The sequence below is a fragment of the Escherichia sp. WS2035 genome (genome assembly GCF_046487065.1).
GTDB classification, from domain to species: domain Bacteria; phylum Pseudomonadota; class Gammaproteobacteria; order Enterobacterales; family Enterobacteriaceae; genus Escherichia; species Escherichia coli.
This window is the reverse complement of record NZ_JBJQKD010000021.1, coordinates 35,139-60,168: the sequence shown is the minus strand read 5'-3', so window position 1 is coordinate 60,168 and position 25,030 is coordinate 35,139. Positions and strand designations below refer to the sequence as shown.

Genomic DNA, 25,030 nt, shown 5'->3' with positions numbered 1-25,030 from the left:
CCTGAAGGGAAAGCTGCACGTAATCAGCAAGCGATATACGCAGCGAATTGAGCGGCATAACCTGAATCTGAGGCAGCACCTGGCACGGCTGGGACGGAAGTCGCTGTCGTTTTCAAAATCGGTGGAGCTGCATGACAAAGTCATCGGGCATTATCTGAACATAAAACACTATCAATAAGTTGGAGTCATTACCGCCTTGACCATCAGATAGTTATTTTGGTGCTAGGGATACTGAGTGTGAACAGTTAGCGCGCGTCCTCGCCAGTTAGCTCGCTACGCTCGGTTACACGACGGCTACGAGTACTAGTGATAATTATTGACTGAGGTATGTGCTCTTCCTGTTTCCTTTTTTGATGTGTTGCTCTCATTTTAAACAACTTTGCGGTTTTTTGACTACTTTGCAATTTTGTTGTTGCTTTGCAATAAAATGCAAGATTAAATGAAAATATGCAAAGCAATGATTAAAGGATGTTCAGAATGAGACTCATGGAAACACTTAACCAGTGCATAAACGCTGGTCATGAAATGACGAAGGCTATCGCCATTGCACAGTTTAATGATGACAGCCCGGAAGCGAGGAAAATCACCCGACGCTGGAGAATAGGTGAAGCAGCGGATTTAGTTGGAGTATCTTCTCAGGCTATCAGGGATGCCGAGAAAGCAGGCCGGCTACCGCACCCGGATATGGAAATACGAGGACGGGTTGAGCAACGTGTTGGTTATACAATTGAACAAATTAATCATATGCGTGACGTGTTTGGTACGAGACTACGACGTGCTGAAGACGTATTTCCGCCGGTGATTGGAGTTGCTGCTCATAAAGGGGGCGTTTACAAAACCTCTGTTTCTGTTCATCTTGCTCAGGATCTGGCTCTGAAGGGATTACGTGTTCTGCTCGTGGAAGGTAACGACCCCCAGGGAACAGCATCGATGTATCACGGCTGGGTGCCAGATCTTCATATTCATGCAGAGGATACTCTCCTTCCCTTCTATCTTGGGGAAAAGGACGATGTCACTTATGCAATAAAGCCTACTTGCTGGCCTGGGCTTGACATTATTCCTTCCTGTTTGGCTCTGCACCGCATTGAAACTGAGCTAATGGGCAAATTTGATGAAGGTAAATTGCCCACCGATCCACACCTGATGCTCCGACTGGCCATTGAAACCGTCGCTCATGACTATGATGTCATTGTCATTGACAGCGCGCCTAACCTAGGTATCGGCACGATTAATGTTGTATGTGCTGCTGATGTGTTGATTGTCCCCACGCCTGCTGAGTTGTTCGACTACACTTCCGCTCTGCAGTTTTTCGATATGCTTCGTGATCTGCTCAAAAACGTAGATCTTAAAGGATTCGAGCCTGATGTACGTATTTTGCTTACCAAATACAGTAATAGTAATGGTTCTCAGTCCCCGTGGATGGAGGAGCAAATTCGGGACGCCTGGGGAAGCATGGTCCTAAAAAATGTTGTGCGTGAAACGGATGAAGTTGGTAAAGGTCAGATCCGGATGAGAACTGTTTTTGAACAGGCTATTGATCAACGCTCTTCAACAGGTGCCTGGAGAAATGCCCTTTCTATTTGGGAACCTGTCTGCAATGAAATTTTCGATCGTTTGATTAAACCACGCTGGGAGATTAGATAATGAAGCGTGCGCCTGTCATTCCAAAACATACGATTAAGACTCAACCGCTTGAAGATACTCCGTCATCGGCACCAGCTGCACCGATGGTGGATTCGTTAATTGCGCGCGTAGGAGCTATGGCTCGTGGCAATGCTATTACTTTGCCTGTATGTGGTAGGGACGTGAAATTTACCCTTGAGGTGCTCCGGGGAGATAGTGTTGAGAAGACCTCTCGGGTATGGTCAGGTAATGAACGTGACCAGGAACTGCTTACCGAAGACGCCCTGGATGATCTTATCCCTTCTTTTCTACTGACAGGTCAGCAGACACCAGCATTCGGTCGAAGAGTGTCTGGGGTCATAGAAATTGCCGATGGGAGCCGCCGTCGTAAAGCTGCTGCACTTACAGAAAGTGATTATCGAGTTCTGGTTGGTGAGCTGGATGATGAGCAGATGGCTGCATTGTCCAGATTGGGTAACGATTATAGGCCAACAAGTGCTTATGAACGTGGTCAGCGTTATGCAAGCCGATTGCAGAATGAATTTGCTGGAAATATTTCTGCGCTGGCTGATGCAGAAAATATTTCACGTAAGATTATTACCCGCTGTATCAACACAGCTAAACTGCCTAAATCAGTTGTTGCTCTTTTTTCTCATCCCGGTGAACTATCTGCCCGGTCAGGTGATGCACTTCAAAGAGCTTTTACAGATAAAGAAGAATTACTTAAGCAGCAGGCATCTAACCTTCACGAGCAGAAAAAAGCAGGAGTGATATTTGAAGCTGAAGAAGTCATCACTCTTTTAACGTCTGTGCTTAAAACGTCATCTGCCTCAAGAACTAGCTTAAGCTCACGACATCAGTTTGCTCCTGGAGCGACAGTGTTGTACAAGGGCGATAAAATGGTGTTAAACCTAGATAGATCTCGTATTCCAACTGAGTGTATAGAGAGAATTGAAGCCATTCTTAAGGAACTTGAAAAAGCGGCACTTTGATGCGGCACGTTTTAGTCTACATTTATCTGTCTTTACTTAATTTCCTTTAGCACAGGCTAGAAAACATAACTAACTGGCCTGAATATTATATCTGGGACCACGGTCCCAGTTGTATTGTCGGTCTGATAATCAGTCTGGGACCACGGTCCCACTCATATTGTCGGTCTGATAATCAGTCTGGGACCACGGTCCCACTCATATTGTTGGTCTGCTAATCAGTCTGGGACCACGGTCCCACTCATATTGTCGGTCTGCTAATCAGTCTGGGACCACGGTCCCACTCATATTGTTGGTCTGATTATCGGTCTGGGACCACGGTCCCACTCATATTGTTAGTCTGATAATCAGTCTGGGACCGCGGTCCCACTCGTATTGTTGGTCTGCTAATCAGTCTGGGACCACGGTCTCACTTGTATTGTCGATCTGATTATCAGCGTGAGACTACGATTCCATTAATGCCTGCCAGTGAGTGTGTGGAACATATCTTGGCCAGTGGCTTGGTCTGTGATGTGCTGCGTATACCGGGTGAACCGCCCCGCCGCTTGTTTGACCGCTATATTCTGCGGGAGTTTTCTTGGAGGCACGGGATGAAATCCGCAGCATGGCGGATGCCCTGGCAAAAATCCGGAAATGATGACGATGGCGGGGAAAATCCCCGCCTTTTTCCTGCCGGTCCCCGGACAGAGCACAAAGGAAGTCGCCGCCGGCTCCGCTTTACCCGGCCATGCGGAGCATGGCCTTGTGGGGGTTCAGTTATGTGGACGTCGAGTCGTGTGCGGGCTGTGCCGTGCCTCCATCTTAGCCGGGCTGGCGTTGATGCAAGCAACTGTCTTAATGGGAGGCGGTTATCTGAAAAAAGTACGGGATAATATTATGGAATCGCCCATCTCAAGCAAAAAACTGACTCGCTTCGATACTACGCTGACAGGCTGTTTTGAGCGAGATATCTCTCGTGTCGGGCATCGACATTTTAAATGATTCTAAATAATATGAGCAGGGTCAGTCTTATTAAAGATTAAAACACCGGATAACAAGTTTTATTGATTATGGATGAAGAGAAAACTCGTGCTGAAGTGGCACACATAGAATTTATTTCATATGGTACGTCTCGAATTTTTGATAGGCGTATGAGATCCTTAGACTGGAAGCGTAAGGTTGTCACCTTCCTTGGGGTCTTTGTTCCACTGATGATAGGTTGTGCAGTTTTATCATTCGGACTTGAAGCTCCATTTCTGCCGCTTTGCATCACAATTGCCGGTGTGGCAAGTATCATGCAATTGGGGTTCTCGCTGTGGTCTTTGGTTTCCGGATGGGATCGCTCATATAGTGATTGCATGGCTTCCGTTAAGGAAAATACAGCCATTTATAACCTAGCTGGTAGTGTTCGCAAGAAAATAGGTAAGCTTGACGAAGCCAAATTGGAAATTTTGATAGACGATTTGACGGAAAAATTTGAGCGAAGGGAGCAGGAAGACTTAACTTTGTGTGTGAGTGATAAAGAACTTCGTTATGCAAACCGTATGTCCTGTTTCTACTTCAAAAAAAAATGCCATATTTGTAATGTCGTTCCCCTAACTTTGAAACCGGGAAAATGTGTTTGTGATGGTTGTGGGAAATTTTAACAAGGAGAACATATGAGTAGTGCAAAAATTCTTAACGCTTACTTCGAGGCTTCTGAAGAAGATCGAAAGGAGTTCCTACGGGTTCTTAGTCATTTTTATAAGGATAACCGAAGAGTACCTCTGCAAGAGGGCATGGAGAGCTTTGCCGTCAATGAAAGCATCCGTAAATCGCAGTCAATTAACTTTGCCCCTATGCAAGGTGGGTGTCCACTCTGCGGCAAGTAACGACCAAAGCCGCTTGACTAGCGGCTTGATAGATTTCTTTATATTGTAACTAGCATCTTTACATCCTGTTAAAAAAGTGGCTATTGCCCGCTATCTTGCAATTCTCCGTATTTGGTACAAAAACAGCCGAAAGCTGCACTATCAGCAGCTATGAGCAGCGGCCCCACTGACATCGCGGATGCTTTGTCCGTGGGAGGGCGGATCACAACAGGCCTGCGGGATAAGTTGTTCTTTCTGTCATTATGTAAAATGACCGGCAGTCATGAGATTACCTGTGATTGAAATGAGGCGTTCCACTCTTCCCCTTTTCTGAGCATGGTATTCAGAATGGTGATGAGTTTGCGCATGCAGGCGACCAGAGCAAGTTTTTTGGGTTTTCCGGCGGCAAGCAAACGCTGGTAGAACAGCTTTATGGCAGGATTAAACTGCGTAGCCACCAGAGCTGCCATGTTCAACGTTGCTCTCACTCCGGCTCTGCCACCAAACGTGGTCCGTTTCCCTCGCATTTTCCCGGAGTCTCTGTTTAGAGGAGCGACGCCAGTTAGAGCACTAATCTCCCGTCGATTGAGTTTCCCCTGTTCCGGTAGTTCGGCAATCAGCGACGCGACGGTGATATCGCCGACGCCTTTCACGCTGCCTATCAGTCTGGCCTGCTCCTGGAAGAATGCTGTCATGTGTTGTTTCATTTGCTCATTGATCCGGTCGAGCTCGTTTTGAAGCGCATCAATAATGTTATCGATACTCTTCCTGCTTTGGGGATGAGAAGGATAGAGACGATTACGCTCAGCGACCAGCATATGGTTCAACTGACGACGACGGACGACCATTGCGGCAAGTACTGCTCGTGCCTCATCTGGCAGATGCCGTATATAACGACTGCGGTCCGGATGGCGATCAATGACCAGGGCCAGTTGTGCTAGCATGGCGGCGTCAAGTTTATCTGTTTTAGCCAGATATCCCATTGAACGGGCAAAATCCCTAGCCTGTCGTGGGTTGATCACAACCACATCGTATCCTTCTGACTGAAGCTTACAGGCAATGGCTGCTTCAAGGCCACCGGTAGCTTCCATGAGAATCAGGTTAATTTTGGTGTGCTTCAGTTTATCTGTGATAACAGCGAAACCATCCTCATCGTTACCCACAGTGAATGGCTCAATCGTGTCGGTGGTGGCGATGTCCAGCGATAGTTTGGCAACATCAATACCCATGCATTGCAGATTTGGTTGACTCATATGACCCTTCCTTACGATACGAATTTGGTTTCAATCAACTGTACGGATTTGTGATGAGTGACTCAGCTCATGCGCGGGACGCTTGCATGCGGGCTTAATACCCTCGGGTTCGCACGTGCTGCATGAGCTTTGCCAGACCTACAGATTCAGTTTATGCCATCTTCAAGATATAAGGATACGCTTCGCCGCTGCGGTCACCCGGTCCCTCCTTCCCGTCTGCCGTGATTTTCCGGTCGTTTACCCGCTCAGATTTCGCGGTCTCACCCTCCAACTCCCGCCAGCCGTGTGTGTCAGGCTGCGGCTTCCCTTGCGCCCTTTGCATCCCCGCCTTATCGCCCGGCTTTTATGGAGGCACGGCACAGCCCGGTGTCGCGGAATATGTGAACAACGGAGGAAATCCCATGCAGTATGCGAAACCTGTCACTCTGAATGTTGAAGAGTGCGACCGTCTGTCTTTTCTGCCTTACCTGTTTGGCAACGATTTTCTGTATGCCGAAGCATATGTGTACGCGCTGGCGCAAAAAATGATGCCGGAATATCAGGGAGGCTTCTGGCACTTCATCCGCCTGCCGGACGGTGGCGGTTACATGATGCCGGATGGCGACCGTTTTCATCTGGTTAACGGTGAAAACTGGTTTGACCGCACGGTCAGTGCCGATGCCGCAGGCATCATTCTGACTTCCCTTGTGATTAACCGCCAGTTGTGGCTGTACCACGACAGCGGTAACGCAGGGCTGACACACCTGTACCGGATGCGTGATGCGCAGTTGTGGAGCCACATCGAATTTCACCCCGAATGTAACGCGATTTACGCGGCGCTGGACTGATTAACGGACGGGGCGGCAATGCCGCCCCTGTAAAGGAGACGAGAACATGTACTGTTAAAGAAATTATCCGCGATGTACTGGATACAGACGTGCCGGACAGTGAATGCGTTTTTGCCGTGGTGCTGACCCGTGGGAATGTGCGCCATATGGCTCAGGACTGGAACCTGTCAGACGATGAGCTGGAAACCGTCATGCAGCGGCTGGACGATGCTTTTGTATATGGCGCATGTGACAGAGTTGTTTCCGATATTGTCAATGAACTGATGGAGGAAAAGCGCGTAAACCGCCTTGTAACAGTCCCTGCGGTGCTGCTGGAAAAAGTGATGGTGATGGCTGGTAGTGAAATTTATCGCCTCCATGCTGTCGGGAGCGAGAACGGGGGCGACGGTGACGCATTTGTCAGGGAAGAACGTGAGATTATGCGGGTGATGCGTCAGGCGCTGGACGGGGAGAACGGGTAATGAATATCAGCACGGAAACCCGCGAAATTCTGCGTAATTACAAAACCGTGATTAATGCGCGGCGTCGTGAGATGGGGCAGAAACCGCTCACCACCGCGCAGATTGTTGATGAAATCTGCGATTTTGTGACGAATCAGCAGGCGGTTTTCCTCGGTGGTCACTATATCCTTCAGGGCAGCTGAAACAGGTGATACAGGGCAGGCGGTGGAGGCCGCCTGTCAGCCCGCGCGAACCCCCCTGGCAGGCTGACGCCTGCCGGAAGGGAAGCGGGCCACGCTGACGCGTCGCCCGTTACCCTTCCCGTTAGTGATGTGTCCGGAATGTTTTTTCTGATGTTATTTTTCTGTGGTTACCGTGTTTGTTATTGTTCTTCTTCTTTTTCCTCTTCCTCTTCTTTCCGTTCCTCTCCTGTTTATGGCTTTTCCGGGCGTCCCCCTGGCGGGGCGGGCTGTCGTGAACGGAGCCAGCGGAGCTGTCTCCGCCCTGGCGGGCTTCCATCCCTGACGCGAAACCATGGCTTGCAGCGACCGTTCCGGTCGCGCCGCCTCTGTCGCGCCGTGGCCTGCGCTCCCGGCATCCCGGCAAAAGGCGCCGGAATGTAAGGAGCAACGCCGTTTCGCAAACCGCGCTTCACGTCGTTGCGGCGGGTCCCTGCTCATTGCCTGCCAAGTGCCACACACCCGTATGAGTCCCTGTCGCCGGGGGCTGAGACAGCCACAACCTGCCGCACTGACTGTCCAGGGTAAATGAACAGCCCACAAAATTTTTTACCCAGAACCCGGTAAAAAATTTTGCGTTCTGCCCAGGACAGGTGCGTCAGGCCGTGGCAGTGATGCCCCTTGCGGCGAAGGTTCTCAAACGGGTGAAGTTCATACCACAGGGAATACAGCAGCAGGTTCCCGCGAAACGTCAAAACCGCGGCTCCCGAAACTCAACGGGTGATGTTCTTTAAAAATCAGGATTTATTTCAGGCTCCGGCAATACGCATTTATTTGTTCTGTCAGTCATCCGGCTGGCAGGTAATGAGAACGCAGGAACAGAAGGAGGAAAACACCGGAAAGCGTCAGATGCAGATATGAAAAAAGCAGGTCAGGGACCTGCTTAATCCACGCCGTAGAAATCGCCGCAATCGATTTTCACGGCTTCACTAACCTGTGTCATAAGGAGTTTCATTTATGACAGTAAGTATTGTTTCACCTTCCGCAGCGGCTGTAAAGCCCCGCCGTCATCCCCGTTTCAGACGCGAAGACATCCCCGCGCCGGAAATTGACCCCGTGCTGAAAGCATTCGGGCGACACATAGCCCGGAGTTTTCACCGGGGACGTGGTGTACACATCCCCGCCATGAAAAACACGGCTTTCGGGCAGGTGCTCCGCACACTTGAACTGAAACGCGCTTTTAACTGATGAGGTGAGCCGCCCCGCGAGGGGCGGCAACAGACGGAAGGAGAACATTTTATGACATTAGCAGCAATCACCATGACCGCCCCAGAAGCCGCCAGCCCTGTGCAGATGTACCGCGCGACCTACTCACCGGATGACAACAAACTGCGCCTGTATGCTGCGTCACGTCTTGACCCGGAGACGTATAAAAAAGTGCATGATGCCGGTTTTCGCTGGGCACCAAAACAGGCGCTGTTTGTGGCTCCAGCCTGGACACCGGGCCGGGAAGACGTGCTCCTCTCACTTGCCGGAGAGATTGAGGATGAAGACAGCACGCTCGCTGAACGTCAGGAAGCACGGGCGGAGCGGTTTACCGGATACAGCGGAAAGCGGGCCAGTGAATCCGCACAGGCACTTGATGAAGTGGAAAGACTGGCCGCGATGATCCCGCCCGGTCAGCCCATTCTTGTGGGGCATCACAGCGAACGCCGCGCCCGTCGTGATGCGCAGCGTATTGAAAACGGCATGAAACGTGCCGTGATGCTCGTTGAACGTGCGGAATACTGGGAAGAGCGGGCGCGGTCGGCACTGCTTCACGCGAAGTATAAAGAACGTCCGGACGTTCGCTGGCGTCGTATCAAAAAAATCGAAGCTGATTTGCGCAAGGCTGAAAAGACCATCGCGCAGTCGCAGAAATATCTGACGATATGGCGGGCTGAATCGCTGGATCTGAATATGGCAAAACTCATCAGTAGTCATGACCGTATCAGTGCCTGTTTCCCGCTGGATACGTATCCGCGCCCGGCAGAAAAAAGCCAGTATGAAGGAAGTCGATCGTTATGGTCGGCCCTGGATGATGACATCATCACCACGGAGCAGGCCCGCGAAATTGCGATCCGCTGTCATAAACGGCAGATTCAGCATCAGCAACGCTGGGTTAACCACTATCAGAACCGCCTGATCTATGAGCGTGCCATGCTGGACGAAAGCGGCGGCGTGGTTACCCGGACACAGGATTTTGAGCCGGGCGGACAGGTTTTCAGCCGGGGCGAGTGGCTGACCATCATCCGCGTGAACAAAAGCAACGGGACGGTGAGTTCAGTCACAACGCCGAATTACAGTTTTCTCGGGTACAGTGGCACGATGAAAGTGACGCCCGATCGCATTACGGACTACAAAGCACCATCGGCAGAAGAGGCTGCCGTCGCCAGTCAGGCCGCTAAGCGTCCGCCTGTTGTCAACTATCCGGGAGAAGGTTTCCGGGAAATGACAAAGGCACAGTGGGCTGCCCTGCCCCGGGACTGTAAGGCCGTGCGCAGTGTGGCAGAGGCAGAAGACCACGGGGCATATCGTTACCGCCGCACAATGGACAATAATTTCCGCCTGGTGAATGTGTATATCACCGACATGAAGATTACGGAAATCCCACAGAAATAAGGTATATCCTCCCGGGAAAATCCCCGGGGGATGACGGAGATAATGACATGTACAGTCAGTTAAGAGAACGTATCCGGCTGATGCGCGCAAGGCTGGATAACGCCGCGCCGGTTGCTGAAATCCGGGCTGAAGCTCAGCTTTTTGTGACTCCTGCCCCGGTCTGTGATCGCCTGGTGACGCTGGCGGGGATCAGCAACCGTGATCACATTCTGGAACCCTCTGCCGGCACCGGGGCCATACTGCGGGCGATTAGGGATACCGCGCCGGTAGCCATGTGTGATGCGGTGGAAATCAACAGCGGGCTGGTCCGGTATCTGCGGGAAAATTTTAACGGTGTCAGGGTTCAGTGTGGCGACTTCATGGAATGGCAGCCGGTGCAGTATTACAGCCGGGTTATCATGAATCCGCCGTTCAGCCACGGGCAGGATATCCGGCATATCCTGCGGGCCTTTTCCCTGTTGCGTCCGGGTGGCGTGCTGGTCGCCGTCTGTCTCAACGGGCCACGCCAGCAGGAGAAGCTGTTACCGTTTTCTGACGTCCGCGAGGAGCTGCCGCGCGGCACATTTGCTTATACCGATGTCCCGACGATGATTATTCGTCTGCGTGCCTGAAGACTCCGGGCAGGCGGGAGGATAAATGCTCGTCTGCCCGCGCCGGGAAAAGACCGCGCGCCGGTGGCGCTGAAAGGGGCCGCGCTCACGCGCCGCCCCTTTCATTACGCGGAAATTCTGCTGTGGGCTTCTGTCTTTTCAGATCTGTCATTTGTCTGTTACTGATGATGTTCCTGCTACTGCTACTGTTTTTCTTTTTTCTGCTGCTCTGATTACTGTCTGTCTTGTTCTTCTTCTGCCTGTGCCTTTTCCGGGCGTCCCCCTGGCGGGGCGGGCTGTCGTGAACGGAGCCAGCGGAGCTGTCTCCGCCCTGGCGGGCTTCCATCCCTGACGCAAAACCCCTGGCTTGCAGCGACTGTTCCGGTCGCGCGCCTCTGTCGCGCCGTGGCCTGCGCTCCTGGCATCCCGGCAAAAGGCCGCCGGGATGTAAGGCGCAACGCCGTTTCGCAAACCGCGCTTCACGTCGTTGCGGCGGGTCCCTGCCCGTTGTTATGTCCGGTGCCATTCACCTGTTTAAGCCCCTGTCGCCGGGGGCAAAGACAGCCACAACCGTCTCCGCCAGTCCAGGGGTGAAATGCACATCCCGCAAAACTTTTTGCCCAAAAGCAGGCAAAAACTTTTGCGGTCTGCCCCCGGACAGTCGTTTCCTGCCGTGGCAGTGATGCCCCTTGCGGCGAAGGTTTTCAAAAAGGTGATGGTGAATACCGGAGGGAACAAAAGGCAGGTCCCCGCAAAACGTCAAAACCGCGGCTCCCGAAACTCAAAAGATGATGGGGCTGAAAACATCAACAGAAGGAGACACATCATGGCAGTTCGTGGCATTAACAAGGTCATTCTCGTAGGACGCCTGGGAAAAGATCCGGAAGTCCGTTACATCCCCAACGGGGGCGCAGTGGCAAACCTGCAGGTGGCCACATCAGAAAGCTGGCGTGACAAACAGACGGGGGAGATGCGGGAGCAGACAGAATGGCATCGTGTGGTGCTGTTCGGCAAGCTCGCGGAAGTGGCAGGTGAATATCTGCGCAAGGGCGCGCAGGTCTACATCGAAGGTCAGCTTCGCACCCGTAGCTGGGAGGATAACGGTATCACCCGTTACGTCACCGAAATTCTTGTTAAGACCACGGGCACCATGCAGATGCTGGGACGTGTCGCAGGTGCTCAGACTCAGCCGGAAGAGGGGCAACAGTTCAGCGGTCAGTCTCAGCCGGAACCACAGGCGGAGGCCGGTACGAAAAAAGGAGGCGCAAAAACGAAAGGCCGTGGACGTAAGGCCACGCAGCCGGAGTCGCAGCCGCAACCGCCGGAGAGTGACGATTACGGGTTTTCAGATGATACCCGTTCTGAACGACTGACTGTGACAACCGCTCCGTCCTGTGCGGGGCATCACCGGAGAGATGAGGATGAGCGAATATTTCAGAATACTTCAGGGGCTGCCTGACGGTCCTTTTACCCGCAAACATGCCGAAGCTGTTGCCGCACAGTACCGGAACGTCTTTATCGAGGATGACCACGGCGAACAGTTTCGCCTGGTTGTCCGTAATAACGGTGCAATGGTCTGGCGTACCTGGAATTTTGAGGACGGTGCCGGGTACTGGATGAACCATGCCATCCGTGATTTCGGCATTCTTAAGTAAGAGAGGTGCCGGACGGGAATGCGTCCGGCAGACATACAACCATCCCGGTCAAAGGAGAAATATATGTCGGTTACAGAGTCTAAGACAAAAACGGAGCGTAAATCCAGCCGTAAACCGTCAAAAGAGCAGGAGACTGCCCTGTCTGCCCTGCTGGCGCAGACGGCGGAAGTGAGCGTGCCGCTGGCCTCACTGATTAAATCACCACTGAATGTGCGCACGGTGCCGTATTCTGCGGAGTCTGTCAGCGAACTGGCGGAGTCCATTAAGGGCGTTGGCCTGTTGCAGAATCTGGTCGTGCATACCCTGCCTGGTGACCGTTACGGTGTCGCCGCAGGTGGTCGCCGACTGGCTGCACTCAACATGCTGGCAGAGCGTGGCATCATTCCGGCTGACTGGCCTGTCCGTGTGAAGGTCATTCCGCAGGAGCTGGCGACGGCGGCATCAATGACTGAAAACGGTCATCGTCGGGATATGCACCCTGCTGAACAGATTGCCGGATTCCGCGCAATGGCGCAGGAAGGCAAAACACCTGCACAAATCGGTGATTTGCTGGGCTATTCACCCCGCTATGTCCAGCGAATGCTGAAACTGGCTGACCTTGCGCCTGTCATCCTCGATGCGCTGGCAGAAGACCGCATCACTACCGAACACTGTCAGGCGCTGGCGCTGGAGAACGACACCGCGCGTCAGGTACAGGTGTTTGAAGCCGCCTGTCAGTCGGGATGGGGCGGAAAACCGGATGTGCGGGTTATCCGCAATCTGATTACGGAAAGTGAAGTGGCGGTGGCGGGGAACAGTAAATTCCGCTTCGTGGGGGCTGATGCTTTCTCACCTGACGAACTGCGTACTGATTTGTTCAGCGATGACGGGGACGGTTATGTCGACCGCGTGGCGCTCGATGCTGCCCTGCTGGAAAAACTCCAGGCTGTCGCTGAACACCTTCGGGAAGCCGAAGGCTGGGAATGGTGCGCCGGACGCATGGAGCCTGTCGGTGAGTGCCGTGAGGATGCCGGAACATACCGCTGTCTGCCGGAGCCGGACGCGGTGCTGACGGAGGCGGAAGAAGAACGCCTGAACGAACTGATGACGCGTTACGACGCGCTGGAAAACCAGTGTGAGGAATCCGACCTGCTGGAAGCAGAAATGAAGCTGATGCGCTGCATGGCGAAGGTCAGAGCGTGGACGCCGGAGATGCGTACCGGAAGCGGTGTGGTGGTGTCCTGGCGTTACGGTAATGTGTGTGTCCAGCGTGGTGTGCAGTTGCGCAGCGAGGATGACGCGGCTGACGACGCTGACCGCACGGAACAGGTGCAGGAGAAAGCATCAGTGGAGGAAATCAGTCTGCCACTGCTGACGAAAATGTCTTCCGAACGCACGCTGGCAGTCCAGGCGGCACTCATGCAGCAACCGGACAAATCCCTGGCACTGCTGGCATGGACGCTCTGCCTGAATGTGTTTGGCAGCGGAGCGTACAGTAAACCAGCACAAATCAGCCTGGAATGTAAACATTATTCGCTGACCAGCGATGCGCCGTCAGGGAAGGAAGGTGCCGCGTTCATGGCGATGATGGCAGAAAAAGCCCGTCTTGCGGCCCTGTTACCGGAGGGATGGTCACGGGACATGACGACGTTCCTGTCACTCAGTCAGGAGGTGCTGTTATCCCTGCTCAGTTTCTGCACCGCGTGCAGCATCCACGGCGTTCAGACCCGCGAGTGTGGTCACACGTCACGCAGCCCGCTGGACACGCTGGAGAGCGCCATCGGTTTTCACATGCGTGACTGGTGGCAGCCGACAAAAGCAAACTTCTTCGGACACCTGAAAAAGCCGCAGATTATCGCAGCTCTGAATGATGCCGGACTGTCCGGTGCCGCACGGGATGCAGAGAAGATGAAGAAAGGTGATGCGGCTGAACATGCAGAGCACCATATGAAAGACAACCGCTGGGTGCCTGGCTGGATGTGTGCACCACATCCACAGACGGATACCACTGAACGCACCGATAACCTGGCTGATGCCGCCTGATGAACAACCACACCGCCCCGCCGGAGACGGGGCAGCAGCAAGGGAGATACCGTGATGAAAACTGAACTGACCCTGAATGTATTACAGACCATGAACGCACAGGAATATGAAGATATCAGGGCTGCCGGAAGTGATGAACGCCGTGAGCTGACACACGCCGTGATGCGGGAACTGGATGCGCCGGACAACTGGACGATGAATGGCGAGTACGGCAGCGAGTTCGGCGGCTTTTTCCCCGTCCAGGTCCGTTTCACGCCTGCCCACGAACGTTTTCACCTGGCGTTATGTTCACCGGGTGATGTCTCCCAGGTCTGGGTGCTGGTTCTGGTGAATGCCGGTGGTGAGCCGTTTGCGGTGGTTCAGGTACAGCGGCGGTTTGCACCGGAAGCAGTCAGCCATTCACTGGCACTGGCGGCGTCACTGGATGCGCAGGGGTACAGCGTTAACGACATCATCCATATCCTGATGGCGGAAGGAGGTCAGGTATGAACGCACGTTCACGGGCACTGGTTCCCCTCAGCACAGAGCAACAGGCCGCATGGCGGGCGGTGGCGGAGACGGAAAAACGCCGCCATCAGGGAAACACGCTGGCGGAATATCCGTATGCGGGAGCATTTTTCCGCTGTCTGAACGGAAGCCGCCGGATTTCGCTGTCTGACCTGCGATTTTTCATGCCGTCCCTGACCGCAGAAGAACTGCACGGCAACCGTCTTCAGTGGCTGTGTGCCATCGATGTGCTGATTGAAACACAGGGCGAGGTCTGCCTCCTTCCCCTTCCCGGCGATGCAGCAGAACGCTTGTTCCCGTCGGTGCGGTTTCGTGTCAGGGAACGCAGTCGCCATAAATCCGCGCTGGTCATGCAGAAGTACAGCCGCCAGCAAGCGAGGGAGGCAGAGCAGAAAGCCCGTGCGTACCAGGTGCTGGTTGCTCAGGCTGAAATCGAACTGGCATTTCATTCACCGGAAACAGTCGGAAGCTGGCATGCACGCTGGAGTGACCGGGTGGCAGAGCATGACCTGGAACCCCTGTTCTGGCAGTGGGGCGAGCGTTTTCCGTCACTGGCCGGAATGGAACGCTGGCAGTGGCAGGATATGCCATTCTGGCAGGTTATCGCGGAAGCCAGTCTGGCAGCCAGAGAGGCCGGTCATGCTGTCCGTGAGATGGAGCGGTGGATGGTGCCGAACAAACTCCGGGAGGCAGCGTGATGCGGCAATAATCACACGGATTACCCGTGAACTGGTTGAACGACCAGATTATTTTCAGGGAAAGTGAGTGTGGTCAGCGTGCAGGGATATGAGCTATGATGTGCCCGGCGCTTGAGGCTTTCTGCCTCATGACGTGAAGGTGGTTTGTTACCGTGTTGTGTGGCAGAAGGCAGAAAGCCCCGTAGTTAATTTTTCATTAACCCACGAGGCCCCCTGTATGTCTGATCAACAACAGTATGGCCTCTTACCGTGCTTAATGCAAGGAGGAGTAAACCATGAAACTACCGGGAAACGCCCTTATCTGGTGCGTATTAATCGTGTGCTGCACGTTGTTAATATTCACACTCCTGACCCGGAATCGTCTGTGCGAAGTCCGGCTGAAGGACGGATACAGGGAGGTTACGGCAAGTTTGGCTTACGAATCCAGCGGTAAGTAGCAACCTGGAGGCGGGCGCAGGCCCGCCTTTTCAGGGCTGATGCTGGTCTGACTGCACTGAAGCGCCTTTATAAAGGGGCTGCTGGTTCGCCGGTGGCCCCTTTCTCCTTGCTGGCATTGTGCGGGCATGAACAACCAGACTGCCAGGAAGGCCGTTTCCCTCCGGGAACGGGGATGAACGTGCGCCTGCGGCGCCCGTTCTTTTCCCCCGCCTTCTCTGTTTATGACCTGTCAGAAATCACATCACCTTCCCTTTGATTATTCTCTTTTTCCTCCTGTTCTGACTCTGATTACTGCTGCCCTGATTATTGTCTGTTTTGTTGTTCTCCTGCTTATGCCTTTTCCGGGCGTCCCCCTGGCGGGGCGGGCTGTCGTGAACGGAGCCAGCGGAGCTGTCTCCGCCCTGGCGGGCTTCCATCCCTGACGCGAAACCCCGGGCTTGCAGCGACCGTTCCGGTCGCGCCGCCTCTGTCGCGCCGTGGCCTGCGCTCCCGGCATCCCGGCAAAAGGCCGCCGGGATGTAAGGGGCAACGCCGTTTCGCAAACCGCGCTTCACGTCGTTGCGGCGGGTTCCTGCCCGTTGTTGTGTCCGGTGCCATTCACCTGTTTAAGCCCCTGTCGCCGGGAGCTGATACAGCCACAACCTGCCGCACTGACTGTCCAGGGTAAATGAACAGCCCACAAAATTTTTTACCCAAAACCCGGTAAAAAATTTTGCGTTCTGCCCAGGACAGGTGCGTCAGGCCGTGGCAGTGATGCCCCTTGCGGCGAAGGTTCTCAAACAGGTGATGGTGAATACCGGAGGGAACAAACGGCAGGTCCCCGCAAAACGTCAAAACCGCGGCTCCCGAAACTCAACAGATGATGGGGGCTGAAAACCAGAGAGAGGAGAAAGCAGGATGAGTACCCGAAATATCCACGTTAACATCGCGTCGTACACGCTTCTTGTTGCCGGGAAGAAAAAATACACCGGGGAAGAGTGGGACGTCCTGGAATTCAGCAGCCTGACTGAGCTGAAAAAATATCGCAAAAGCCACCCGGAAAAGATGGCCTTCAGCTATAGCTATGCGCTCAGCCGGGGTGTGGATACGCAGTTCCGCCATATCAACATTGCGGAAGCCGATCACTTCAAACAGTTCCTGCGTCAGATTAAGCGTACCGGCCTCGATATCCGGGCTATCTGCTGACCGGATGTGATGAATATCCCTCCTGATTGTTGCAATCTTGTTAATGGAGATCGGGAGGGATGATATTAAGCGGAAAAATTTTTTATTAAATTTATTCTTTCATAAAGGAGTAGCTGTTATGCGATTAGCTTCCCGTTTTGGTCGGTATAATTCCATCCGCCGTGAACGTCCTTTAACGGATGATGAATTAATGCAGTTTGTGCCTTCGGTGTTTTCCGGTGATAAACATGAGTCCCGGAGTGAACGTTATACGTATATTCCAACAATCAATATCATCAATAAGTTACGTGATGAAGGTTTCCAGCCATTCTTTGCCTGTCAGAGTCGGGTTCGTGATTTGGGACGTCGCGAATACAGTAAACATATGTTACGTCTTCGCAGGGAAGGGCATATTAACGGGCAGGAAGTTCCTGAAATTATCCTGCTTAATTCACATGATGGTTCATCCAGTTATCAGATGATCCCCGGAATTTTTCGTTTTGTCTGCACAAATGGCCTGGTGTGCGGAAATAATTTTGGCGAAATCCGCGTTCCACATAAAGGTGATATTGTCGGGCAGGTTATCGAGGGAGCGTATGAAGTGCTCGGTGTCTTTGATAAGGTCACTGATAATATGGAGGCGATGAAAGAAATTCATCTTAACAGTGACGAGCAACATTTATTTGGCAGAGCTGCACTGATGGTCAGGTATGAAGATGAAAATAAAACGCCGGTGACGCCTGAACAGATAATTACTCCCCGTCGTCGGGAGGATAAACAGAACGATCTCTGGACAACCTGGCAGCGGGTTCAGGAGAATATGATAAAAGGTGGATTATCGGGGCGAAGTGCCTCCGGGAAAAATACCAGGACAAGAGCCATTACAGGTATTGATGGTGATATAAGAATCAACAAAGCATTATGGATGATTGCCGAACAGTTCAGGGAGTGGAAGTCGTGATAATATAGGTAAAGCCCCGAAAAATTTTCGGGGCTTTACTTATATTGTCATCCTTCGGCATTGCTATGTCGTCTGATATGCCTCAATTTCATCAACTGGCTTTTCGGTAGTCTGTAAATATTGTGCCCGCGAAAAATGGTCTGGCAGGAGGCTACGCAGTTACCGGATATATATAATATGGGTTCCCGCTTTGCGGGGCTTCGGCCAGTCAGCATTATCACTCATATGATATTTTTGTGTGTGGCCTTCCATGCCGCTGTCGCGGCATAACCGGTATTTGACAATGTATACAATATTAATTGTTCTGCACACTGTTCATTTGGGAAAGTGATTTCTTCGTGGTCGGAACCCGGATACCTTTACTGCTTTTTATCCCGGTATAAATCCGGTAAACATCTGATGCGTAGGCAAGACGCCTCTGGTTCTGGCGTTCGGTTTTCCTGAATCCGGCATTGTATGCACCAACGGCCTCCCAGGTGACGCCCCATTTTTTAAATGCTATTGCCAGATAATAAGCACCGGTATAAATGTTCATGCAGGGATCTGTTGTCATATGTTCCGGCTTAATTCCGTAGCGGGCCAGTTCGTTAAAATGCTGGGAATCTACCTGCATCAGTCCGCTGCCATATCCCGTTACCGGATTAATACCGATGGCATTAACCCGGTAACGGGATTCTTGCCATGATATTGCTCTCAGTAAATCAGGATCTATTTTGTAATCCCTGCCTGCAAGATCAAAGCAATCAGTGGCCAGACAGATCTCATTTATAAACATCAGGCAGATGGCTAACATCCATTTTTTCATTTTTCCACCTCTGGTGACTTTATCCGTAAATAATTTAACTCACTCCACAAAAAGGCTCAACAGGTTGGTGGTTCTCACCACCAAAAGCACCACACCCCACGCAAAAACAAGTTTTTGCTGATTTTTTTTTATAAATAGAGTGTTATGAAAAATTAGTTTCTCTTACTCTCTTTATGATATTTAAAAAAGCGGTGTCGGCGCGGCTACAACAACGCGCCGACACCGTTTTGTAGGGGTGGTACTGACTATTTTTATAAAAAACATTATTTTATATTAGGGGGGGCTGCTAGCGGCGCGGTGTGTTTTTTTATAGGATACCGCTAGGGGCGCTGCTAGCGGTGCGTCCCTGTTTGCATTATGAATTTTAGTGTTTCGAAATTAACTTTATTTTATGTTCAAAAAAGGTAATCTCTAATGGCTAAGGTGAACCTGTATATCAGCAATGATGCCTATGAAAAAATAAATGCGATTATTGAGAAGCGTCGACAGGAAGGGGCAAGGGAAAAAGATGTCAGTTTTTCAGCAACAGCTTCAATGCTTCTTGAACTGGGGCTTCGTGTACATGAGGCTCAGATGGAGCGTAAAGAGTCTGCATTTAATCAGACTGAGTTTAATAAATTGCTTCTTGAATGCGTTGTAAAAACACAATCATCAGTAGCGAAAATTTTGGGTATTGAGTCTCTCAGTCCTCATGTCTCCGGAAATCCAAAGTTTGAATATGCCAATATGGTTGAAGATATCAGGGAGAAGGTATCATCTGAGATGGAACGATTTTTTCCAAAAAATGATGATGAATAAAAGAAATTTGACTTCGTTCAAATATCAGAGTTTTTATGATTTAAAAAGGTGACAGTACGAAAGATAATTAGTATATTAATTACGTGGTTAATGCCACGTTAAAATTTGAAATTGAAAATCGCCGATGCAGGGAGACGTGAACTCCCTGCATCGACTGTCCATAGAATCCTTTGTGAGGAGGTTCCTATGTATCCGATGGATCGTATTCAACAAAAACATGCTCGTCAAATAGATCTGCTGGAAAATCTGACGGCAGTTATTCAGGATTATCCAAATCCAGCCTGTATCAGGGACGAAACTGGAAAATTTATTTTTTGCAATACGCTGTTTCATGAGTCATTTCTTACACAAGATCAAAGTGCTGAAAAATGGCTTCTGTCGCAGAGAGATTTTTGTGAATTGATCTCTGTCACAGAGATGGAAGCATATAGGAATGAGCATACGCATCTTAATCTTGTAGAGGATGTTTTTATTCAGAACAGATTCTGGACAATATCTGTCCAGTCATTTCTTAATGGACACAGAAATATTATTCTGTGGCAATTTTATGATGCTGCTCATGTTCGTCATAAAGACAGTTATAATCAAAAAACGATTGTCAGTGATGATATCAGAAATATAATCAGAAGAATGAGTGATGATTCTTCTGTATCATCATATGTAAATGATGTCTTTTACTTATATAGCACCGGAATCAGTCATAATGCTATAGCAAGAATATTAAATATATCCATCTCCACATCAAAGAAACACGCATCTCTGATATGCGACTACTTCTCTGTTTCTAATAAAGATGAGTTAATTATCTTACTCTACAATAAAAAGTTTATTTATTATTTATACGAGAAAGCTATGTGTATCATAAATACGCGTTAATAAGGTGTTAATAAAATATAGACTTTCCGTCTATTTACCTTTTCTGATTATTCTGCAAACATAAGTGGTAACCAGAAGATAAACAGCGGGAGGTGTTATTGAAAAGATTTGGTACACGTTCTGCAACAGGTAAGATGGTAAAACTAAAATTACCTGTAGATGTGGAAAGTCTATTAATTGAGGCAAGTAACAGAAGCGGAAGAAGTCGATCGTTTGAGGCAGTAATAAGACTTAAAGATCATCTTCACCGCTATCCAAAGTTTAACAGGGCAGGGAATATCTATGGTAAGTCGCTGGTTAAGTATCTGACAATGCGTCTGGATGATGAAACTAACCAGCTACTTATTGCAGCCAAAAATCGTAGTGGATGGTGTAAAACAGATGAGGCTGCAGACAGAGTTATTGATCATTTGATCAAGTTTCCTGATTTTTATAACTCGGAGATATTCAGGGAGGCAGATAAAGAGGAAGATATAACATTTAATACACTCTAGTTTTATTCATTTATCCGAAATTGAGGTAACTTATGAATGCTGTTTTAAGTGTTCAGGGTGCTTCTGCGCCCGTCAAAAAGAAGTCGTTTTTTTCCAAATTCACTCGTCTGAATATGCTTCGCCTGGCTCGCGCAGTGATCCCGGCTGCTGTTCTGATGATGTTCTTCCCGCAGCTGGCGATGGCCGCCGGCAGCAGTGGTCAGGACCTGATGGCAAGCGGTAACACCACGGTTAAGGCGACCTTCGGTAAGGACTCCAGTGTTGTTAAATGGGTTGTTCTGGCTGAAGTTCTGGTCGGTGCTGTCATGTACATGATGACCAAAAACGTCAAGTTCCTGGCCGGTTTTGCCATCATCTCTGTATTTATTGCTGTGGGTATGGCCGTCGTTGGCCTCTGACAGGAAATAAAACGATGTCGGGAGACGAGAATAAACTTAAGAAATATCGTTTCCCGGAAACACTGACCAACCAGAGCCGCTGGTTTGGCCTGCCACTGGATGAACTGATCCCCGCAGCAATCTGTATTGGCTGGGGTATCACAACATCGAAATATCTGTTCGGTATTGGTGCAGCGGTTCTGGTTTATTTCGGGATTAAAAAACTGAAAAAAGGGCGGGGCAGTTCCTGGTTACGTGACCTGATTTACTGGTATATGCCAACAGCCCTGCTGCGCGGTATTTTTCATAATGTTCCCGATTCGTGTTTCCGGCAGTGGATTAAATAGAACTGATACCAGGATTGTTATATGGAACACGGTGCCCGTTTAAGTACCAGTCGTGTAATGGCCATCGCCTTTATATTTATGTCAGTGCTTATTGTTCTCAGCCTCTCTGTTAACGTCATTCAGGGGATGAATAACTACCGTCTTCAGAATGAGCAACGCACTGCCGTGACGCCAATGGCATTTAATGCCCCCTTTGCCGTGTCACAGAACAGTGCCGACGCCTCTTATTTACAGCAGATGGCGCTGTCATTTATTGCCCTCCGTCTGAATGTTTCATCAGAAACCGTCGATGCCTCACATCAGGCGCTTCTGCAATATATCCGCCCGGGCGCACAGAACCAGATGAAAGTTATTCTGGCTGAAGAAGCGAAGCGTATTAAAAACGATAACGTGAACTCAGCCTTTTTCCAGACCAGTGTTCGTGTCTGGCCTCAGTATGGCCGTGTGGAAATTCGAGGTGTGCTTAAAACCTGGATTGGTGATTCAAAACCTTTCACTGATATCAAACATTACATCCTTATTCTGAAGCGGGAAAACGGGGTGACCTGGCTGGATAATTTCGGGGAAACAGACGATGAGAAAAAATAATACGGCAATAATATTCGGCAGCCTGTTTTTTTCCTGCAGCGTGATGGCCGCAAACGGTACGCTGGCCCCCACCGTGGTGCCAATGGTGAACGGTGGTCAGGCCAGTATTGCCATCAGCAATACCAGCCCGAATCTGTTTACCGTTCCCGGTGATCGGATTATCGCCGTGAACAGTCTGGATGGTGCCCTGACCAATAATGAGCAGACCGCCTCCGGCGGTGTGGTGGTTGCCACCGTCAACAAAAAGCCCTTTACGTTCATTCTGGAAACAGAACGTGGTCTGAATCTTTCCATTCAGGCCGTTCCCCGTGAAGGCGCGGGGCGTACCATTCAGCTGGTCAGTGACCTGCGCGGAACCGGAGAAGAAGCCGGTGCGTGGGAAACGTCCACGCCTTACGAATCCCTGCTTGTGACCATCAGCCAGGCCGTCCGTGGCGGAAAATTACCCGCAGGCTGGTATCAGGTCCCAGTGACAAAGGAAACCCTGCAGGCCCCGGCGGGGCTGTCTTCAGTGGCAGATGCCGTATGGACGGGGAATCACCTGAAGATGGTCCGCTTTGCCGTGGAAAATAAAACGCTGTCTGCCCTGAATATCCGGGAAAGTGACTTCTGGCAGCCGGGAACCCGTGCCGTGATGTTCAGCCAGCCTGCCAGCCAGTTACTGGCAGGTGCGCGCATGGATGTGTATGTCATCCGTGACGGGGAGGGCAACTGATGGCCAGTATCAATACCATTGTGAAACGCAAGCAGTACCTGTGGCTGGGGATTGTGGTTGTCGGTACAGCCTCCGCGATTGGTGGGGCACTGTATCTGTCTGATGTGGACATGTCCGGTAACGGTGAAACCGTGGCTGAACAGGAGCCTGTGCCGGATATGACCGGTGTGGTGGATACGACCTTTGATGACAAGGTGCGTCAGCATGCCACCACCGAGATGCAGGTGACGGCAGCGCAGATGCAGAAGCAGTATGAGGAAATCCGTCGTGAGCTGGATGTTCTGAACAAACAGCGCGGTGATGACCAGCGTCGTATTGAAAAGTTGGGACAGGACAATGCCGCCCTGGCAGAGCAGGTAAAAGCCCTGGGTGCTAATCCCGTCACGGCGACCGGTGAGCCTGTACCGCAGATGCCTGCCTCACCGCCCGGCCCGGAAGGCGAACCACAGCCAGGAAACACCCCCGTATCCTTCCCGCCGCAGGGCAGCGTTGCTGTTCCACCGCCGACGGCGTTTTATCCCGGGAATGGTGTCACGCCACCACCACAGGTGACGTACCAGTCTGTGCCGGTGCCTAACCGGATACAGCGTAAGGTGTTTACCCGTAATGAGGGAAAACAGGGACCATCACTGCCGTACATTCCGTCAGGAAGTTTTGCGAAAGCCATGCTGATTGAAGGGGCGGATGCCAATGCCTCTGTCACCGGTAATGAATCCACGGTGCCGATGCAGCTGCGTATCACCGGCCTGGTGGAAATGCCGAACAGCAAGACGTATGACGCAACGGGATGTTTTGTGGGTCTGGAAGCCTGGGGGGATGTGTCCAGTGAGCGTGCCATTGTACGCACCCGCAATATCAGTTGCCTGAAGGACGGCAAAACTATTGATATGCCGATTAAGGGGCATGTCAGCTTCCGGGGTAAAAACGGTATCAAGGGCGAAGTGGTGATGCGTAACGGCAAAATCCTCGGCTGGGCATGGGGCGCGGGATTTGTTGACGGTATTGGTCAGGGAATGGAGCGCGCCTCCCAGCCGGCTGTCGGGCTGGGTGCCACAGCCGCTTACGGGGCTGGTGATGTCCTGAAAATGGGTATCGGTGGCGGCGCATCGAAAGCCGCACAGACGCTCAGTGACTACTACATCAAACGTGCCGAACAGTATCACCCGGTGATACCGATTGGTGCGGGCAACGAAGTGACCGTGGTGTTCCAGGACGGCTTCCAGCTGAAAACCGTGGAAGAGATGGCGCTGGAACGCACGCAGAGCAGAGCGGAAGAAGACAATCCGGAAAGTCCGGTTCCTGTTCCGCCATCGGCTGAAAGTCATCTTAACGGCTTTAATACTGACCAGATGCTGAAGCAGCTGGGCAACCTGAATCCGCAGCAGTTTATGTCCGGCAGCCAGGGAGGGGGCAACGATGGCAAATAATATGTCGTCCCGTCAGGCGTGCCATGCCGCCCGGTATGTTGTCGCCCGGGTTCTGCGAGGACTGTTCTGGTGTCTGAAGTACACCGTCATTCTGCCACTGGCCACAATGGCCCTGATGACTCTGTTTGTTTTATGGAAGGACAACACCACGCCGGGGAAATTACTGGTTAAGGAGATTAACTTCGTAAGACAAACAGCACCTGCCGGACAGTTCCCGGTCAGTGAATGCTGGTTTTCTTCCTCTGATTCTTCAGGCAGATCAGAAATACAGGGTATCTGCCATTACCGCGCGGCTGATGCTGCAGATTATGTCAGGGAGACTGACCGGTCACTGATGCAACTGGTCACCGCATTATGGGCAACACTGGCACTGATGTATGTCTCGCTGGCAGCGATCACCGGGAAATATCCGGTGCGACCCGGAAAAATGAAATGTATCCGGGTGGTAACCGCAGATGAACATCTGAAGGAAGTTTATACGGAAGACGCTTCCCTGCCGGGAAAAATCAGGAAATGCCCTGTTTATCTTCCTGATGACAGAACAAACAGAAACAACGGAGATAAAAATGAACATGCGTAATATTAATGTTATTACAGCCCTCTCTGTGCCGGGTAAAACCGTGTCAGATGATTTTATGCATGCTGTTCTCAGTAACTGCGCCACAAGAATCGTACTTCCTGCACCGGAGAAATTCGGTTCTGAGTCATTGCCGGACAATTTTAATATGACTGCTGTCGGTGTGATGAAGAATTCAGAAATATAAGGA

At 51.3% G+C, this 25,030-nt stretch carries 31 protein-coding genes and 7 pseudogenes; 33 read left to right on the top strand and 5 right to left on the bottom strand.

The window, feature by feature from the left end; all coding sequences use genetic code 11:
• From ACJHX4_RS24375 to ACJHX4_RS24345, 7 genes and pseudogenes are all read left to right on the top strand, one after another.
• Positions 1-178: IS1 family transposase (locus tag ACJHX4_RS24375; protein WP_000663719.1), on the top strand; the 178-nt coding region annotated here is incomplete at its 5' end.
• Between the two features lie 299 nt (positions 179-477).
• A complete protein-coding gene (sopA, locus tag ACJHX4_RS24370) occupies positions 478-1,644 on the top strand; it encodes a plasmid-partitioning protein SopA (RefSeq protein ID WP_001238646.1) in 1,167 nt (388 codons plus the stop codon).
• Positions 1,644-2,615: a ParB/RepB/Spo0J family plasmid partition protein gene (locus tag ACJHX4_RS24365; protein WP_000817028.1), complete on the top strand. Its 972-nt coding sequence runs from the start codon at positions 1,644-1,646 to the stop codon at positions 2,613-2,615. The genes sopA and ACJHX4_RS24365 overlap by 1 nt, the downstream gene beginning before the upstream one ends.
• Before the next feature lie 464 nt (positions 2,616-3,079).
• A pseudogene (locus ACJHX4_RS24360) lies at positions 3,080-3,249 on the top strand (hypothetical protein); the annotation flags it as partial.
• Positions 3,250-3,254: 5 nt separating this feature from the next.
• Positions 3,255-3,593 carry a hypothetical protein gene (locus tag ACJHX4_RS24355; RefSeq protein ID WP_001513511.1) on the top strand — a complete coding sequence of 113 codons (339 nt, stop codon included), beginning with the start codon at positions 3,255-3,257 and terminating at the stop codon, positions 3,591-3,593.
• A 68-nt stretch (positions 3,594-3,661) separates the two neighbouring features.
• Positions 3,662-4,237, top strand: coding sequence for a mobilome CxxCx(11)CxxC protein (locus tag ACJHX4_RS24350; RefSeq protein ID WP_000343071.1), 576 nt, complete (start codon positions 3,662-3,664; stop codon positions 4,235-4,237).
• Positions 4,238-4,249: 12 nt separating this feature from the next.
• Positions 4,250-4,462 (top strand): hypothetical protein, encoded by a 213-nt coding sequence (locus tag ACJHX4_RS24345; RefSeq protein WP_000092896.1) that lies wholly within the window; start codon positions 4,250-4,252, stop codon positions 4,460-4,462.
• Positions 4,463-4,722: 260 nt separating this feature from the next.
• Here the strand turns inward: ACJHX4_RS24345 and ACJHX4_RS24340 are convergent, their stop codons facing one another.
• Positions 4,723-5,694 (bottom strand): IS110-like element ISEc32 family transposase, encoded by a 972-nt coding sequence (locus ACJHX4_RS24340; RefSeq protein WP_000082154.1) that lies wholly within the window; start codon positions 5,692-5,694, stop codon positions 4,723-4,725.
• Positions 5,695-6,095: 401 nt separating this feature from the next.
• Between ACJHX4_RS24340 and ACJHX4_RS24335 the strand changes: the two genes are divergently transcribed.
• The 3 genes from ACJHX4_RS24335 to ACJHX4_RS24325 are packed head-to-tail and all read left to right on the top strand — an operon-like array spanning position 6,096 to position 7,164.
• Entirely contained in the window at positions 6,096-6,521 is a 426-nt protein-coding gene (locus tag ACJHX4_RS24335; RefSeq protein WP_001198922.1) for an antirestriction protein, read from the top strand.
• Positions 6,521-6,982, top strand: coding sequence for a DUF1380 family protein (locus ACJHX4_RS24330; RefSeq protein ID WP_042007484.1), 462 nt, complete (start codon positions 6,521-6,523; stop codon positions 6,980-6,982). Before ACJHX4_RS24335 ends, ACJHX4_RS24330 begins: the two co-directional genes overlap by 1 nt.
• On the top strand, positions 6,982-7,164 hold the full coding sequence (locus tag ACJHX4_RS24325; protein WP_001027505.1) for a hypothetical protein: 183 nt from the start codon (positions 6,982-6,984) through the stop codon (positions 7,162-7,164). Before ACJHX4_RS24330 ends, ACJHX4_RS24325 begins: the two co-directional genes overlap by 1 nt.
• A gap of 217 nt (positions 7,165-7,381) precedes the next feature.
• Here ACJHX4_RS24325 and ACJHX4_RS24320 read toward each other — a convergent pair.
• Positions 7,382-7,641: pseudogene (locus tag ACJHX4_RS24320) on the bottom strand (hypothetical protein); the annotation flags it as partial.
• Positions 7,642-8,157: 516 nt separating this feature from the next.
• On the opposite strand from ACJHX4_RS24320, the gene ACJHX4_RS24315 reads away from it, so the two are divergent.
• From ACJHX4_RS24315 to ACJHX4_RS24305, 3 genes are read left to right on the top strand one after another with little or no spacing between them, the layout of a single operon-like run.
• Entirely contained in the window at positions 8,158-8,388 is a 231-nt protein-coding gene (locus tag ACJHX4_RS24315; protein ID WP_000218642.1) for a hypothetical protein, read from the top strand.
• Between the two features lie 51 nt (positions 8,389-8,439).
• On the top strand, positions 8,440-9,801 hold the full coding sequence (locus ACJHX4_RS24310) for a DUF3560 domain-containing protein (RefSeq protein ID WP_000170680.1): 1,362 nt from the start codon (positions 8,440-8,442) through the stop codon (positions 9,799-9,801).
• 47 nt (positions 9,802-9,848) lie between these two features.
• Entirely contained in the window at positions 9,849-10,412 is a 564-nt protein-coding gene (locus tag ACJHX4_RS24305; protein WP_021533536.1) for a class I SAM-dependent methyltransferase, read from the top strand.
• An 85-nt stretch (positions 10,413-10,497) separates the two neighbouring features.
• Here the strand turns inward: ACJHX4_RS24305 and ACJHX4_RS24300 are convergent, their stop codons facing one another.
• On the bottom strand, positions 10,498-10,917 hold the full coding sequence (locus ACJHX4_RS24300; RefSeq protein WP_015056142.1) for a hypothetical protein: 420 nt from the start codon (positions 10,915-10,917) through the stop codon (positions 10,498-10,500).
• Between the two features lie 300 nt (positions 10,918-11,217).
• On the opposite strand from ACJHX4_RS24300, the pseudogene ACJHX4_RS24295 reads away from it, so the two are divergent.
• The 7 genes and pseudogenes from ACJHX4_RS24295 to ACJHX4_RS24265 all read left to right on the top strand — a co-directional run.
• Positions 11,218-11,745 (top strand): annotated as a pseudogene (locus ACJHX4_RS24295) (single-stranded DNA-binding protein); the annotation flags it as partial.
• A 67-nt stretch (positions 11,746-11,812) separates the two neighbouring features.
• Positions 11,813-12,046, top strand: a complete 234-nt coding sequence (locus tag ACJHX4_RS24290; RefSeq protein ID WP_000005988.1) for a DUF905 family protein — start codon at positions 11,813-11,815, stop codon at positions 12,044-12,046.
• 63 nt (positions 12,047-12,109) lie between these two features.
• Positions 12,110-14,068 (top strand): ParB/RepB/Spo0J family partition protein, encoded by a 1,959-nt coding sequence (locus ACJHX4_RS24285; protein ID WP_000117202.1) that lies wholly within the window; start codon positions 12,110-12,112, stop codon positions 14,066-14,068.
• Positions 14,069-14,122: 54 nt separating this feature from the next.
• Positions 14,123-14,557, top strand: a complete 435-nt coding sequence (gene psiB / locus ACJHX4_RS24280; RefSeq protein WP_000845922.1) for a conjugation system SOS inhibitor PsiB — start codon at positions 14,123-14,125, stop codon at positions 14,555-14,557.
• Positions 14,554-15,340 (top strand): annotated as a pseudogene (locus tag ACJHX4_RS24275) (plasmid SOS inhibition protein A). The gene psiB and the pseudogene ACJHX4_RS24275 overlap by 4 nt, the downstream one beginning before the upstream one ends.
• 150 nt (positions 15,341-15,490) lie before the next feature.
• Positions 15,491-15,643: pseudogene (locus ACJHX4_RS24270) on the top strand (DUF5431 family protein); the annotation flags it as partial.
• Positions 15,588-15,710 (top strand): Hok/Gef family protein, encoded by a 123-nt coding sequence (locus tag ACJHX4_RS24265; protein ID WP_223195199.1) that lies wholly within the window; start codon positions 15,588-15,590, stop codon positions 15,708-15,710. The pseudogene ACJHX4_RS24270 and the gene ACJHX4_RS24265, both read left to right, overlap by 56 nt.
• A 276-nt stretch (positions 15,711-15,986) precedes the next feature.
• Here the strand turns inward: ACJHX4_RS24265 and ACJHX4_RS24260 are convergent.
• Positions 15,987-16,308: pseudogene (locus ACJHX4_RS24260) on the bottom strand (hypothetical protein); the annotation flags it as partial.
• A 70-nt stretch (positions 16,309-16,378) separates the two neighbouring features.
• Here ACJHX4_RS24260 and ACJHX4_RS24255 point away from each other — a divergent pair.
• The 3 genes and pseudogenes from ACJHX4_RS24255 (at position 16,379) to ACJHX4_RS24245 (ending at position 17,836) form a co-directional block, all read left to right on the top strand.
• Positions 16,379-16,584: pseudogene (locus ACJHX4_RS24255) on the top strand (single-stranded DNA-binding protein).
• 24 nt (positions 16,585-16,608) lie between these two features.
• Positions 16,609-16,896 carry a hypothetical protein gene (locus ACJHX4_RS24250; protein ID WP_000107520.1) on the top strand — a complete coding sequence of 96 codons (288 nt, stop codon included), beginning with the start codon at positions 16,609-16,611 and terminating at the stop codon, positions 16,894-16,896.
• Between the two features lie 118 nt (positions 16,897-17,014).
• Positions 17,015-17,836, top strand: a complete 822-nt coding sequence (locus ACJHX4_RS24245) for a DUF932 domain-containing protein (RefSeq protein ID WP_001234468.1) — start codon at positions 17,015-17,017, stop codon at positions 17,834-17,836.
• A gap of 295 nt (positions 17,837-18,131) precedes the next feature.
• On the opposite strand, the gene ACJHX4_RS24240 is transcribed toward ACJHX4_RS24245, so the two are convergent.
• A complete protein-coding gene (locus tag ACJHX4_RS24240) occupies positions 18,132-18,641 on the bottom strand; it encodes a transglycosylase SLT domain-containing protein (protein WP_000759163.1) in 510 nt (169 codons plus the stop codon).
• Between the two features lie 414 nt (positions 18,642-19,055).
• On the opposite strand from ACJHX4_RS24240, the gene traM reads away from it, so the two are divergent.
• From traM to ACJHX4_RS24190, 10 genes are all read left to right on the top strand, one after another.
• The gene (traM, locus tag ACJHX4_RS24235; protein ID WP_001151524.1) at positions 19,056-19,439 is read left to right on the top strand and encodes a conjugal transfer relaxosome DNA-binding protein TraM; all 384 of its coding nucleotides are present in this window, start codon (positions 19,056-19,058) and stop codon (positions 19,437-19,439) included.
• A gap of 186 nt (positions 19,440-19,625) precedes the next feature.
• Positions 19,626-20,315, top strand: a complete 690-nt coding sequence (gene traJ / locus ACJHX4_RS24230; RefSeq protein ID WP_000283385.1) for a conjugal transfer transcriptional regulator TraJ — start codon at positions 19,626-19,628, stop codon at positions 20,313-20,315.
• A 98-nt stretch (positions 20,316-20,413) separates the two neighbouring features.
• Positions 20,414-20,809 (top strand): conjugal transfer relaxosome DNA-bindin protein TraY, encoded by a 396-nt coding sequence (gene traY / locus ACJHX4_RS24225; protein ID WP_001309237.1) that lies wholly within the window; start codon positions 20,414-20,416, stop codon positions 20,807-20,809.
• A 32-nt stretch (positions 20,810-20,841) separates the two neighbouring features.
• Positions 20,842-21,207 (top strand): type IV conjugative transfer system pilin TraA, encoded by a 366-nt coding sequence (gene traA, locus ACJHX4_RS24220; RefSeq protein WP_000994779.1) that lies wholly within the window; start codon positions 20,842-20,844, stop codon positions 21,205-21,207.
• Between the two features lie 14 nt (positions 21,208-21,221).
• The gene (gene traL / locus ACJHX4_RS24215; protein ID WP_000012106.1) at positions 21,222-21,533 is read left to right on the top strand and encodes a type IV conjugative transfer system protein TraL; all 312 of its coding nucleotides are present in this window, start codon (positions 21,222-21,224) and stop codon (positions 21,531-21,533) included.
• Positions 21,534-21,554: 21 nt separating this feature from the next.
• A complete protein-coding gene (gene traE, locus ACJHX4_RS24210; RefSeq protein ID WP_000399785.1) occupies positions 21,555-22,121 on the top strand; it encodes a type IV conjugative transfer system protein TraE in 567 nt (188 codons plus the stop codon).
• Positions 22,108-22,836 (top strand): type-F conjugative transfer system secretin TraK, encoded by a 729-nt coding sequence (gene traK / locus ACJHX4_RS24205; protein WP_001230787.1) that lies wholly within the window; start codon positions 22,108-22,110, stop codon positions 22,834-22,836. The genes traE and traK overlap by 14 nt, the downstream gene beginning before the upstream one ends.
• Positions 22,836-24,263: an F-type conjugal transfer pilus assembly protein TraB gene (traB, locus tag ACJHX4_RS24200; RefSeq protein ID WP_000146685.1), complete on the top strand. Its 1,428-nt coding sequence runs from the start codon at positions 22,836-22,838 to the stop codon at positions 24,261-24,263. The genes traK and traB overlap by 1 nt, the downstream gene beginning before the upstream one ends.
• On the top strand, positions 24,253-24,843 hold the full coding sequence (traP, locus tag ACJHX4_RS24195) for a conjugal transfer pilus-stabilizing protein TraP (protein WP_000002796.1): 591 nt from the start codon (positions 24,253-24,255) through the stop codon (positions 24,841-24,843). The genes traB and traP overlap by 11 nt, the downstream gene beginning before the upstream one ends.
• Complete coding sequence (locus ACJHX4_RS24190) at positions 24,830-25,027, top strand: conjugal transfer protein TrbD (RefSeq protein WP_001324648.1); 198 nt, start codon at positions 24,830-24,832, stop codon at positions 25,025-25,027. The genes traP and ACJHX4_RS24190 overlap by 14 nt, the downstream gene beginning before the upstream one ends.
• The last annotated feature ends 3 nt before the right edge of the window (positions 25,028-25,030 follow it).